Origin of the sequence: Pelagimonas phthalicica (genome assembly GCF_004364805.1) — a bacterium.
GTDB lineage: Bacteria > Pseudomonadota > Alphaproteobacteria > Rhodobacterales > Rhodobacteraceae > Pelagimonas > Pelagimonas phthalicica.
Window position 1 is genome coordinate 36,861 of record NZ_SOAP01000005.1, and the last position, 12,850, is coordinate 49,710.

The 12,850-nt window shown below is 56.4% G+C and carries 15 protein-coding genes; 11 read left to right on the forward strand and 4 right to left on the reverse strand.

Annotated features, from left to right (window positions below):
- Window positions 1-201: 201 nt before the first annotated feature.
- From CLV87_RS22065 to CLV87_RS22075, 3 genes are all read right to left on the reverse strand, one after another.
- Window positions 202-513, reverse strand: coding sequence for a DUF2933 domain-containing protein (locus CLV87_RS22065; protein WP_058314104.1), 312 nt, complete (start codon window positions 511-513; stop codon window positions 202-204).
- Window positions 514-630: 117 nt separating this feature from the next.
- Window positions 631-1,185 (reverse strand): hypothetical protein, encoded by a 555-nt coding sequence (locus CLV87_RS22070; RefSeq protein WP_235872024.1) that lies wholly within the window; start codon window positions 1,183-1,185, stop codon window positions 631-633.
- An 85-nt stretch (window positions 1,186-1,270) separates the two neighbouring features.
- Window positions 1,271-1,717: a DUF411 domain-containing protein gene (locus CLV87_RS22075; protein ID WP_058314103.1), complete on the reverse strand. Its 447-nt coding sequence runs from the start codon at window positions 1,715-1,717 to the stop codon at window positions 1,271-1,273.
- A 126-nt stretch (window positions 1,718-1,843) separates the two neighbouring features.
- Here CLV87_RS22075 and CLV87_RS22080 point away from each other — a divergent pair, with 126 nt between their 5' ends.
- From CLV87_RS22080 to CLV87_RS22120, 9 genes are all read left to right on the forward strand, one after another.
- Entirely contained in the window at window positions 1,844-2,563 is a 720-nt protein-coding gene (locus tag CLV87_RS22080; protein ID WP_099249501.1) for a response regulator, read from the forward strand.
- A complete protein-coding gene (locus CLV87_RS22085) occupies window positions 2,560-4,002 on the forward strand; it encodes an ATP-binding protein (protein WP_058314151.1) in 1,443 nt (480 codons plus the stop codon). The genes CLV87_RS22080 and CLV87_RS22085 overlap by 4 nt, the downstream gene beginning before the upstream one ends.
- Before the next feature lie 16 nt (window positions 4,003-4,018).
- The gene (locus CLV87_RS22090; protein WP_058314102.1) at window positions 4,019-4,612 is read left to right on the forward strand and encodes a L,D-transpeptidase; all 594 of its coding nucleotides are present in this window, start codon (window positions 4,019-4,021) and stop codon (window positions 4,610-4,612) included.
- A gap of 134 nt (window positions 4,613-4,746) precedes the next feature.
- Window positions 4,747-5,313: a L,D-transpeptidase gene (locus tag CLV87_RS22095; RefSeq protein WP_058314101.1), complete on the forward strand. Its 567-nt coding sequence runs from the start codon at window positions 4,747-4,749 to the stop codon at window positions 5,311-5,313.
- Between the two features lie 137 nt (window positions 5,314-5,450).
- Window positions 5,451-6,074, forward strand: a complete 624-nt coding sequence (locus CLV87_RS22100; protein WP_370739658.1) for a c-type cytochrome — start codon at window positions 5,451-5,453, stop codon at window positions 6,072-6,074.
- A gap of 4 nt (window positions 6,075-6,078) precedes the next feature.
- Window positions 6,079-6,969 carry a c-type cytochrome gene (locus CLV87_RS22105; RefSeq protein WP_058314099.1) on the forward strand — a complete coding sequence of 297 codons (891 nt, stop codon included), beginning with the start codon at window positions 6,079-6,081 and terminating at the stop codon, window positions 6,967-6,969.
- Window positions 6,970-6,985: 16 nt separating this feature from the next.
- Complete coding sequence (locus CLV87_RS22110; RefSeq protein WP_058314098.1) at window positions 6,986-8,374, forward strand: multicopper oxidase family protein; 1,389 nt, start codon at window positions 6,986-6,988, stop codon at window positions 8,372-8,374.
- Window positions 8,374-8,865 (forward strand): c-type cytochrome, encoded by a 492-nt coding sequence (locus CLV87_RS22115; RefSeq protein ID WP_425393734.1) that lies wholly within the window; start codon window positions 8,374-8,376, stop codon window positions 8,863-8,865. Before CLV87_RS22110 ends, CLV87_RS22115 begins: the two co-directional genes overlap by 1 nt.
- Window positions 8,865-9,584 carry a DsbA family protein gene (locus CLV87_RS22120; RefSeq protein ID WP_058314096.1) on the forward strand — a complete coding sequence of 240 codons (720 nt, stop codon included), beginning with the start codon at window positions 8,865-8,867 and terminating at the stop codon, window positions 9,582-9,584. Before CLV87_RS22115 ends, CLV87_RS22120 begins: the two co-directional genes overlap by 1 nt.
- A gap of 8 nt (window positions 9,585-9,592) precedes the next feature.
- Here CLV87_RS22120 and CLV87_RS22125 read toward each other — a convergent pair whose 3' ends face one another.
- On the reverse strand, window positions 9,593-9,799 hold the full coding sequence (locus tag CLV87_RS22125; protein ID WP_058314095.1) for a heavy-metal-associated domain-containing protein: 207 nt from the start codon (window positions 9,797-9,799) through the stop codon (window positions 9,593-9,595).
- A gap of 139 nt (window positions 9,800-9,938) precedes the next feature.
- Here CLV87_RS22125 and CLV87_RS22130 point away from each other — a divergent pair, with 139 nt between their 5' ends.
- Both CLV87_RS22130 and cueR read left to right on the forward strand, forming a co-directional pair.
- Window positions 9,939-12,449 (forward strand): heavy metal translocating P-type ATPase, encoded by a 2,511-nt coding sequence (locus CLV87_RS22130; protein WP_099249499.1) that lies wholly within the window; start codon window positions 9,939-9,941, stop codon window positions 12,447-12,449.
- 9 nt (window positions 12,450-12,458) lie between these two features.
- Window positions 12,459-12,848 carry a Cu(I)-responsive transcriptional regulator gene (gene cueR / locus CLV87_RS22135; RefSeq protein ID WP_058314093.1) on the forward strand — a complete coding sequence of 130 codons (390 nt, stop codon included), beginning with the start codon at window positions 12,459-12,461 and terminating at the stop codon, window positions 12,846-12,848.
- The last annotated feature ends 2 nt before the right edge of the window (window positions 12,849-12,850 follow it).

Below are 12,850 nucleotides of genomic sequence, written 5' to 3' on the forward strand. Positions count from 1 at the left end.
CCGCTCCTTCCATCGTCGCAGGATACTTTTTGAACGCCCTTTCCAGACAGGCCCACCAGTCGGCAACCATCGGGTAGACGCACATTGTCGGCAGCGGCCCGTGTAACCGACGGAGGCTCTAACGGACAAATCCCGCCTGACGTCGAGCATCCGCCCAGGACAAGCAGACCGACGATGGTGGAACTGAGGGCCAGACGACGCTTAGCGCGAGCGTGCAATGTCCCGAGCAGGAACCTGTCCATCGCGGAATTCTGCATCCAATGTATCCTCTTGCGCCTGCTCATCTTTTGACCCGTGGCACGACTTTCCAATCAATTTGTGCATCACAACGTGTGCCCCGAGGCAGAGTGCGATCGGCGCAAAAAGCCCGACGTTGGTCCACAGACCGGCAATTGTACCCCCAGCGACAAAGAAGGCCGCGATCGGCAACAGCATGACGGCACAACAGACCACCATGCCATAGTGCATCAGTTTCGATGACCAGGTGGGTTTTTGGCTTTGAGTGTCAGACATGTAGCTCTCCAGACATTCTCGGACGTCTGTGCAACATTCCAGTGAGGTAAGGTCAAGGGTACATTTCGATACACTTGATCAGATGACGGTCTACGAATAGTTGTCCGGGTAAATCAGTCAGGTTGCCGAATTCAGCGCGTAAGACAAGACTGTCACACCGGGGATCGAGACCAGGCTGAAGAGCAGAGCTATATTCCTCGTTTTGGATTTGCTTGTATCAGACGTCTCGCCTGAACGTTTTGTCAGAACGGCCAGAAGCGCGATGAATGCGCCCGGCACAACGGCGTAGAGATACACGCCAGAGATGTTGTGAAAAATGAACGACCGCTCAAGCGTTGGTCCAACCACGCTTACTGCGGTTGCGCGATTGCCGCTGAAGGAGCCAAACAAGTCAGCCGACAGTACATAAACGAGAATGTGAATCGCGATGAAAGTGGCGCTTCGAAGGAGGCCATCCAGAACGATATACCCGATCTCCGAGCGGTCGGGATTATTCAACGTGTTATGTGCGAAGACAAACCCGATATAGTTGACAATAAATACAACCGGCAGCCCGTTTGTCATCACCTGACGCAGAAACCGCCCGAGCGCTGTGGAATTCGTCACGAGCATCGCCGCAAAATTGGGCGTGCTGACGACGTAGACAAACAGAAACGGCAGGATGCTTGCCATGCTCAGAAGGGATACGTTCCAACAAAACCTACCAAATGGCAGCGCGGGAGAATAGCTTTGTCGGAACGTATCGGGAGAAAGCACGTCAGCCGTGTGTCGCGAAAACCCGGGTCGATCCGTCCATAAGCACAAGCATCACATCATACGGATCGCCCCTGGTGCCCATACCGGGCGACCCCATAGGCATGCCCGGCGCTGTCACGCCGCGCGCCGCAGGCTTTTCCTGCAGCAACCGCGCGATGTCGGAGGCAGGCACGTGGCCCTCAACGAAGTAGCCACTCACAGAAGTCGTGTGACATCCGGCGAGCTCTGGCGCGATGCCGTATTTCTGCTTCAACACTTGAAGGGTGTCATAGTCGACGTCTTCAACTGATGCTTTGAACCCGGCAGAGATCATCTCATCAACCCACGCACCGCAGCAGCCGCAGGTCGGTGTTTTGGTTACCTGCAACATCGGGGTAGCAGTCTGTGACAATGCGGGACCTGCTGCAATCGCACTGGCGACCGTCAAGACAAATTGGCGTCTGTCCATTTCGAACTCCTTTTTCTCTTGGTTCTGATACTTGACATGCGTTCGGGAGTCGACCGGTAGACGTTGTTACATTTGGCTACAATCACGGGATGGGCGTTCCTGAGCCGGAATGTCTATAAAGACAATATGAAAGAGCAACCACGTATACTGGTCGTCGACGACCATTCAGAGATCAGAAAATCCGTAACAAGTTATCTGGAACGGAACGGACTACGTGCATCTGCGGCAGAGAATGCCGAACAGATGGACAGTAAGCTCGCAGAAGCCAATTTCGATCTCATCGTGTTGGATGTCATGATGCCGGGGGAAGACGGGTTGTCCGCGTGTCGGCGGCTGCGCAGGGAAGGACATACACCGATCCTGATGCTGACCGCATTGGGAGACGATGACGACCGCATAGCTGGTCTGAACGGCGGGGCGGACGACTACCTTGCGAAGCCCTTCAACCCCAAAGAACTGTTGGCGCGGATTAATGCAATTCTGCGACGAACGCAGCAAATCCCGCAGATCGACGACTTTGCCGGGAAGACAGTCAAATTTGCGCATCTTGAGCTAGATGTCGACGGTCGCACTCTGATTGACCAAACTGGGTCCCGCACGCAACTCACGTCCGGGGAACTGAAATTGCTAACGCTGTTCCTCAAAAGGCCGAGGGCCGTCCTCGACAGAGACCAGCTTCTTGAACTCAGCACAGGACGCATAGCGGGGCCACTGGATCGAACAATAGACAATCAGGTGAGTCGATTGCGCCGGAAAATCGAGCAGGATGTATTGCGGCCCAGGGTCATCGCGACTGTGCGTAATGGTGGATACAGCCTGTCTTGCGATGTCGAGATATGCGCATGAAGATGTTACCACGGACGTTGCGCGCGCAGATTGCGCTTCTGGTCCTCGGCGTATTGTCCCTCGCACAGGCCCTAAGCATGTGGTTCTTTGTTGATGAAAGATCGCTTGCCGTACAGGCTGCGATCGGTGCCGAAGCAGCGGCGCGCGCGGCAAACGTCGCTCAGTTGATTGAAGGGGCTCCCCCGGAACTGCACGCGCAGATCATTCGCGCTGCAACCTCACCGCTTGTGCGTTTCGATCTGGCAAATGCTCCTACGGTCCCCCATGGAGATCATGATGAAGGCGGGGCGGTTGAGGCACGGATCCGGGCATTGCTGGGAGAGAGTTACAGCCGTGATATTCGGGTTGAGGTTCATGAAATTGAAGGAGGCCTGCTGCCACTTCCAAATCTGTCACCGGAAATGGCGGAAATGCATGCTGAAATGATGCAAGGCAGCCTTGCTGCCATTGAAATGGAGCTTTCTATTGCATTGGCAGGTGGAAGTTGGCTCAACGTCGGTACGCGATTTGAAAGGCCGCCGCTGCAATGGTCCCTCGCCTCCAACATATCATTTGCTGTGACTGCGGGCCTTCTCTTGGTTGCCAGTTTCTGGTTTCTTCTCTCCAGATTGACCGGCCCGCTCAACAACCTGGCAAACGCATCCGAACGCTTGGGGCGTGGTGCCGGAGAGGGGGACTTGCCGGTTGTGGGACCGAAGGAAGTGCAAGACCTGACCCATGCGTTCAATACTATGCAGGATCGCCTGACGCGTTTTGTCAGTGACCGAACCCAGATGCTTGCGGCGCTTGCGCACGATCTCCGGTCCCCTCTGACCGCTCTTCGCGTGCGGGCAGAGATGGTAGATGATGAGGATACACGCGCATCCTTAGTGACATCGAGCGAAGAGATGCAACAGATGGTCGATGCAACTCTGGATTTCGCGAAGGGTGTGGGCCAGCATGAAGACGTCCAATCCATTGATCTTCATGATCTGATTATCGGTATGGGGTTGGACAAGGTTCAAATGAACAGCGAAGGGCCCCTGATCGCATCTGTGAAGCCAAGTGCGATGGGGCGCGCCATGAGAAACCTGATTGAGAACGCGATCCGCTATGGGGACGAGGCCAGAGTATCTTGGGAAAGGTCGGGCAATGAGGTAGTGATCGCCGTTGACGACAATGGGCCCGGCATCCCCGAAAATCAACTAGAGGCCGTCTTCGGGCCTTATGTCCGACTTGAGACGTCGCGATCACAAGAAACGGGCGGTCATGGTTTGGGGCTATCAATTGCGCGAAGTATCATCCTTGAGCACGGCGGTTCCATTTTGTTGAAAAATCGCGTTGATGCGGGGCTCCGCGCAGAAATCACGCTGCCAATCAGGCCGGGTGCCGGCACCTCGCGACAAGAGTCACTTTCGCCACGTATAGCGCATGCTATAACTAAACTCAAAACACAATAAATCCCAAGGTACGAATATGAAACGAAGATATTTTTTGACGTCTGCTGTTGCTCTTTCGGTGTGCGGAAAAACTGCGTTTGCACATAGTGACGCAGAGCATGATCGCCGCATCGGACCATCTGTCGTGCCTCCTGAGCATTTGCCGCGCGAAGTTGAGTATTCCGAGGCAGGGAAGCCGGGAGAAATACATGTCGATCCGAACCAGTTCGCGTTGTTTTGGACTTTGCCGAACCATCGGGCGGTCAGGTACACGGTCGGAATTGGCAGGGAAGGCCTCTATGAATCCGGCGAGTTCTATGTCGCGCGCAAGCAAAAGTGGCCGCGCTGGACGCCGACACCTGCAATGATAAGCAGAGAGCCTGGCCGATATCTTCGTTTTGCCGGCGGCGTTCCTGGGGGACTGAAAAATCCACTGGGTGCAAGAGCGTTGTACCTCTTTCAACCGGGTCGAGGAGACACATACCTAAGGATTCACGGAACCACGGACCCGAAGACGATCGGTCGACGCGTCTCGAACGGTTGCGCGAGGCTTACGAACAACCAAATTGTCGAGTTATACGAGCAAGTCCCGCTCCAGACGCGTGTTGTGCTCAAACCTTTCGCCACGTGAGAATAGCAAAAACGCTCGCAGAGCCTTGATAGCGATACATATAGTTACAAAAAACCAACCGCCCAGCTATTCAGGGAAACCATGCGATTGGGTAATCTAACGCGGAAGCAGGTACCCTAATCGAGGTTGGTTCCATGACCCAAAAACAAACAGTTTTGACACGTCGCTCATTCTCTACCGGGGTAGGGGCGGCAGCATTCGCAGCGCCTTCTATTCTGGGCGCTCAAGAACAAGCTCCGGTTCGGCGCAACATGTCTTCGTTCCGAACGCATGCTTGGCAGGATCACTTTGATCGGCTCGGAAATGGCATCATCATTTCGGATACGGTCTCACGTGTTCTGCAGCATTGGACGGCAGACGGCGAAATGCGTATATATCCAACGTCCGTGCCGATGACAGACGAGCTGACGCGGCGCGGATACACCGAAATCGTCTTCAAGGATCCAGAGCCGGACTGGGCGCCAACACCGTCCATGCTTGAAAGAGACCCCACTCTGCCATCCTATGTGCCCCCCGGACCGGAAAACCCTTTGGGCATCCGGGCCATGCATTTGACATGGCAGTATTACAGAATCCACGGGACAAACGATACACGCAAGATCGGGCGGCGCTCATCAAACGGCTGCATTGGTCTGTTTAACGAACAAATCATCGAAGTGTATGACCGGACGCCAGTTGGCACTCAAGTCAAGCTAATCTGATGGCGAGATCCGGCATTTTCATCGTGGCGGTCCTGGTTGTCGGGGGGCGCCTGTGATCTGGCAGCAGTTGCAGCCGGTCGAAAGCTTCATAAACAGCGGCGTGAAAATGGCTGTTGCATATGTGCGGGAACTGCAGCGTGCAAACGGGATCAACTAATGGAGTGCTGGAAATGCGAATAAAGGTTTGGATCACATCCACGGTCATTGCGACGATCGGCGTCGCGGCTTGGGCGCATACTGGGGCTACGGGTGTTGTCCTGGAGCGCATGCAAGGCATGTCTGCGATGGGAGAATCCATTAAGACACTCACCCCGATGATGCGGGGTCAAGTTCCATACGATGCCGATCTGGTACGTCGTGAGGCAGACGCAATGGTCGGGCATTCGGGTGAACAGATGGCCCGGCTGTTTCCCGAGGGGTCGGGTGGGGGCGTGTCCAAAGCATTGCCGTCAGTGTGGGAAGACAGCGAACAGTTCGCGGCCCTCGCGGAAGACCTGAAAACAGCCGCAGAAGGATTGAAATTAAGCGCAGGTAATGGGCTGGCCACAGCACAAAGCAACGACAGTGGATCAATGATGGGCGGTACAACCGGCGGGATGGTGGGCGGTGGCGCTGCCTCCATGATGGGTGGAGGTATGATGGGATCGAACCAGGTCATGACGGGCGAGATGTTTGCCAACATGCCCGCAGACGCGGCGTTCACAATGGTTGCTCAGACATGTTCGGCCTGTCATCAGAAATTCCGCAAAGAAGACGAGTAAGCAAGTGCGCTGGTGGCATTGGATTATTGGCGCGGGGTGCGTCGGTGGGATCGGAGTTGTCGCGGCAACGATAGCCTGGCCGATCGGAGCATCCGAGACAGAGATAAGTCTGGCCGGGGATGTTGACCGGGGATCGTATTTGGCACGGGCCAGCGGTTGTATCGCGTGCCACACCAACTTTGAATCCGGAGGTGCCCCGCTGGCCGGGGGCGCCCCTCTCAAGACAGACTTTGGCACCTTTTACCCGCCAAATCTTACAACCGACGCCGAACATGGAATGGGAAACTGGACCGTGGCGGACTTCGCAAGAGCAGTGAGGCAGGGTATCTCTCCTGACGGCGATCCCTACTATCCGACCTTTACGTATCCGTTTTATACAAATTTCACGGATCAGGACATTGCTGACCTGTGGTCCGCATTCCAGACCGTGCCAGCCGTGAACGTGCCAGCGCCAGCCCACGACGTCCCTTTTCCGTTCGATCAACGATGGGGGATGAAGCTTTGGAGAGCGGCGTTTTTGACGGAACCCTTTACGGCACCCGAAGCCGAGAAAAGCGACGTCTGGAACCGGGGCAAGCTGCTGGTTAACGGTGCCGCACATTGCTCTGCCTGTCATACGACGCGGAACGTTGTAGGTGCACGCATTGTGGCAGAACGGTTTTCGGGCAACGATGCCTTGCCTGGAGGCGGCAAGGCCCCATCGATCCGTTCCGGCGATCTTTTGTCAGAAGGTTGGACAGTAGACGATCTGGCTTATGCATTGCGATCTGGCATCACGCCTTCGGGTGATGTCTTTGGAGGATCAATGGCCGAAGTTGTACGCTATGGAACGAGCTTCCTAAGCGATGCAGACCTGACCGCGATGGCCACCTACCTTATGGACAACGATATATAGCACTGGAAATCAACAGATGATCACGCTCAATCGACGGCAGTTTCTCGCCACATCCAGCGCATTTGCCGGGATGTCAGCCTCTGCTGGTTTTGCCAATTCGCCGCCAACCAACCTGATTGCGCAAAAGAGCGACGTGCAGTTGCTGCCTGGTGACTATGGCAAAACTTCGCTTTGGTGCTTTGACGGGAGTTCACCGGGCCCGGAAATCCGTGTCGCCCAAGGAGGTCGGGTGCAGCGCAGATTGGTCAACCGGTTTTCCCAAGGAACTTCAACGCACTGGCACGGAATCCGGATCGACAACGCCATGGATGGCGTGTCGGGCCTGACGCAGGATGCCGTCCAGCCAGGGAATGCCTTCGACTATGACTTTATTGTCCCGGATGCTGGCACCTACTGGTATCACGCGCATAACCGTTCGTTGGAACAGGTGGCCAGGGGACTCTATGGCGCCCTGATCGTTGAAGAAGCGGAGGCCCTCGATATTGATCGGGAGGAGGTTTTGATACTTGATGATTGGCGCATCAATCCCGAAACCGCCCAGATCCAGAATGACTTTGGTGCGCCTCGTGATCTCAGCCACGCGGGAAGGCTCGGCAACCTGATTACGACCAACGGGACTTTTAATCTCGCTTTGTCTGCGCGCAGGAATGAACGCCTGCGTTTGCGGCTCGTCAATGCCTCCAACGCGCGTAATTTCCAGTTGAGCCTCGATGGCCTCGACGGGTGGATGGTCGCCCTTGATGGGATGCCGTTGACTGCACCGTTGAAGGTAACTGACACCATGACCCTTGCACCGGCCCAACGTATTGACCTGATCGTCGATGTAACGGCAAACGTCGGAGAAACGGCCCATATCGTTCAGGTTGGTCGCGAAGAGGCCTTTAGCCAGGTCGCTTTCGAGGTCGAGGAAGGTGGCACCGTAAACCGCAGGGATGCGCCCGCGGCCCTGCCTCCGAATGACCACGCAATGGTTGATCTGCAGGACGCCACAACTCTCAGTCTGAGTATGGAAGGGGGTGCGATGGGCCGTTTGAGTTCCGCTTCTCTTGGTGGGGAAATCAAGCCGATGGGCGAGCTTGTTCAAGCCGGGTATTTCTGGTCGTTCAACGGGAAAGTTGACGGTATCGACGGCGAACCTTTCGCGCGATTGGACCGAGGGCAGAATGTGCGTTTGAAGATGGTGAACGATACGGTTTTCCCACATGCCATGCACCTGCATGGTATGCACTTTCATGAAGTGGCAGAGGATGGCACGCTTGGACCACTACGTGATACCACGCTCCTTGAACGCGGAGAGACGCGTGAAGTCGCGTTCGTGGCGGACAATCCTGGCCAGTGGCTGCTGCATTGCCATATGTTGTCACATGCGGCCTCGGGCATGATGACCAAGATCGTTGTTGGATGATGACCCGATCTGCATATCTCGGGCTTGGACTTGTGGGTGTCGCGGCGGTTGCGGCCTTCCTTTGGACTGAAATCGGCGACGCGCCCCTTTCGTCAAACTCCGCGAGCGCCGGCCCGGTCGACATAGCCGCAGGTGAGATCCTTTACGCGGAAAACTGCGCCGCGTGCCATGGTGCAAACCTAGAGGGCGAGGAAGACTGGCGCACGCCGCGCGAAGATGGAAGCCTGCCAGCTCCTCCGCACGACGCGACCGGACATACATGGCATCATCCTGACAGCATGCTTTTTACCTACACCAAGCAAGGGGGCCAGGCGACGCTCGCCGCGCAAGGCATTGAATTCAACAGCGGCATGCCGGGTTTCGGCGAACAACTGAGCGACGAGGACATCTGGAACATCCTCGCATACATCAAATCAATCTGGCCGGAGCGTGAACGCGCCGCGCAGGCCGATCGAACGGCACAGGACATAGCGTCAAAAGGAGACGGGTAATGAAGAGATTTTTAGCCACCGCTGCACTTGTGATGCTTCCCATCACTGCGATGGCAGACGGCATGGACGAAGACCGGATCAAGGAACTGGTGCTGGAAGCCATTCGCGAGAATCCGGGCATTGTATTCGAGGCCGCCCAATTGTTCGAAGAGCAGCAACAAGCTTTGCAGGCGCAAGCCGCAGCGGAGGTTCTCGATACTGAAAAAGCCACGCTTGAAAATGATCCAAACGCACCCGTTCTGGGCAATCCCGAGGGCGATGTCACGGTTGTGGAATTCTTCGATTACAACTGCCCATATTGCCGTAGGGTCAAACCTGAAATGGAGGCACTGCTTGCCGCCGATCCCAACGTCAGGGTTGTGTATCGAGAGTGGCCGATTTTGGGGGAGGGTTCGGTGTTTGCTGCCCGCGCGGCATTGGCTTCGCGCAATCAGGACAAGTATGAAGAATTCCACTGGGCAATGATGCAGTTAAAGCAACGCGCTGAGGAAGCAACGATTATCCGCGTTGCGGAAGACATCGGCCTTGATGTTGCACAGCTGCGTCGCGACATGAACGCACCGGAAATTGAAGAGCACATTCAAACTTCCATGCGGCTTGCGCAATCGCTGGGGTTCAGTGGCACACCTTCATTCGTGATCGGCGACAGTCTTGCGCCGGGCCTGATTCAGGCGGACCAGATGATCGAACTTGTCGATCAGGCCCGGGCCGCCGAATAAGGACAAGCCTACGCGACTGAAGCGTCGTAGCCTGCGTCAACGATGGTTTGCCGCACGGCGGCCTGTTCCAATGTGCTTTGGACAGTGACGAGGTAAAGGTCCAGATCGGTCGCAATGACGGCCGACGGGCCTTTCGCTTTGATTCCCTTTTCAATAGCGGAAATGCAGTGTCCACAGGTCATTTTCGGGACGGAAAAAATCATGAGGGTCTTCATTTGCAACTCGACCTGACTGTTGCTGGTTCCACTGGCGGGAAGGTCAAGACACTTTTGACCGCAAAAAATTTGGTTCCCCTCTTGAGCTTCCTGTAACTGGAAGCCTTAGATTGAAAGCAACTTGGTAGAGGATGCTTTGATGACTGGTTCCAGTTCCATACAGCTTTCAATCACCGGGATGAGCTGTGCGTCATGTGTGGTAAGGGTCGAGAATGCCCTGAATGATGTACCTGGTATTTCGGGCGCAAGCGTGAACCTTGCCAATGAGGCGGCGCGGTTCGAAAGTGATGCTCCTGCCGCCACAGGTGCCGCAATCGAGGCCCTGTCAGCTGCTGGCTATCCGGCCAGAACGGCCCGGGTCACGTTGAATGTGGGGGCGATGTCCTGCGCATCCTGTGTGGGTCGGGTTGAACAGGCCCAAAAGGCCGCGCAGGGTATTTTGGACGTGGCCGTCAATCTCGCTGCCGAAACGGCGGCAGTCCGCTATCTGCCGGATGTCATCACACCTAAAGAAATCGCCGGGATCAGCACGGCTGCAGGATACCCTGCCGAAGTTGCAGATGCAGATGCACGGGTCAGCCGATCGGAACGCAAGGCCGACGAGGCACAGGCACTGGCGCGCCGCGTCGTATTTGCCGCTATCCTGACCGTTCCGATGTTCATTCTGGAAATGGGCAAACACACAATCCCGGGCTTCGAGGCCCTAGTCGAGCGTACAATCGGCATCCAGACCTCTTGGTTGATCCAGTTCACACTTGCTACGGTGGTTCTGTTTGGACCGGGTTGGCGCTTTTTCGAAAAAGGCATTCCGGCGTTGCTCAGACGTGTTCCGGACATGAACAGCCTTGTCGCACTCGGCACGGGTGCGGCATGGAGCTATTCAGTCGTGGCGACGTTTTTGCCCGACCTGCTGCCCGACGGCGTTCGAGCCGTTTATTTTGAGGCGGCTGCGGTCATTGTCGTGCTTATCCTGCTGGGGCGCTTTCTGGAAGCCCGCGCAAAGGGTAAGACCGGTGCCGCCATACAGGCGCTTTTGGGCTTGCAGGCAAAGACAGCGCGGGTTCTGAGCGACGGACAGGCCAGCGAGGTTGAGATCGAGGCACTGCGGATCGGGGATCTGGTCCTGGTGCGTCCCGGTGAAAGGGTGCCCGTCGATGGCGACGTGGCAGACGGGTCAAGCAATGTCGACGAAAGCATGATCACTGGCGAACCCCTTGCCGTTCCGAAAACGGCGGGCAATCCAGTGACCGGCGGCACCGTGAACGGAATCGGTAGCCTGACCATCGCGGCCACTCGGGTCGGGGCCGATACCACGCTCGCCCAGATCATTCGTATGGTGGAAGAAGCGCAGGGCGCGAAGCTGCCTATCCAGGCGTTGGTGGATCGTGTGACGATGTGGTTCGTACCAGCCGTTTTGGTTTTGGCGATGGCGACGGTGAGTGTCTGGCTTCTGGTTGGCCCTGATCCAGCCCTGACCTTTGCCCTGGTCGCCGGCGTGTCCGTTTTGATCATTGCGTGCCCCTGTGCCATGGGATTGGCCACGCCCACCTCAATCATGGTGGGCACCGGGCGCGCCGCTGAAATGGGGGTTTTCTTTCGCAAGGGAGATGCGCTGCAACATCTGGACGAAGTTGATATTGTTGCGCTCGACAAGACGGGAACCGTCACACAAGGTCAGCCAAGCCTGACCGATCTCATTACGACTGATGGCTTTGATCGTGCAGAGACACTCGCCCTCATCGCATCTGTCGAAGCGCAATCCGAGCATCCCGTGGCCGAAGCCATTATGAAGTCTGCGGAATACGAAGGCGTGTCCTGGCCGGATGCAACGAATTTCCGGTCCGTGACGGGATACGGCGTTGAAGCTCTTGTTCGGGGTCGCAAAGTATGTGTCGGCGCCGATCGCTTCATGGCACAGCAAGGCATCGACATTGGCCCGTTGGAAGATCGGGAGCGGGCATTGGCTGACAAGGGACGTACCGCGCTCTTTGCCGCCGTTGATAGATCCCTTGCGGCAGTGATTGCTGTTTCTGACCCGGTTAAATCCTCCAGCGCCGATGTCATCAGTGCCCTGCATGATCGCGGAATCAAAGTCGCCATGATCACTGGCGACAAGAAGGCCACGGCAGACGCGATTGCCCGCGAAGTCGGGATCGACCACGTCGTTGCAGGGGTGCTTCCAGATGGAAAAGTTGCAGCGCTGGATGAGCTTCGGGAGGGTAATCGCAAGATCGCCTTTGTCGGCGATGGCATCAACGACGCACCAGCGCTGGCCCATGCCGATGTCGGCATCGCGATCGGAACCGGCACGGATGTGGCCATTGAAAGTGCCGACGTGGTGTTGATGTCCGGGGACTTGCGCGGCGTGGTGAACGCCATTGAAGTGTCTCGCACGACCATGCGCAACATCCGGCAAAACCTCATCTGGGCCTTTGGCTATAATGTTGCGCTTATCCCTGTTGCGGCGGGCGCACTCTATCCCGGCTTTGGGCTGCTGTTGTCACCCGTCTTTGCCGCCGGGGCCATGGCGCTGTCTTCGGTATCGGTTCTGAGCAATGCGCTTCGTCTGCGCCGTATCAAACCGACGATGGCAGAAGGTGACGCGCCCCATCAACCTGCAACGAAACTCACAACGCAGCCAGCAGAATAGGAGACCAAGGTGAATATCGGGGAAGTATCAGAACGCGCGGGCTTGCCACCAAAGACAATCCGCTACTACGAGGATATCGGTCTTGTTCGACCGCTGCGCAGCGATAACGGGTACCGCGCCTTTCGGGAGAGCGACATTCACAAGCTGGCGTTCCTGGGCCGTGCCCGAACACTGGGTTTTTCGATTGAAGATTGCCGCACGCTTCTTGGTCTATATGAAGATGAGACGCGGGAAAGCGCGCAAGTAAAATCGGTCGCGAAAGAGCATCTTACGGCCATTGACAGCAAAATCGCCCAACTCAAGTCAATGCGAAAGACGCTATCGCACCTCGTTGACGCGTGCCAAGGCGATCATCGGCCAGACTGTCCTATACTGGAGGACCTCGCCAAAGGATCCTGACC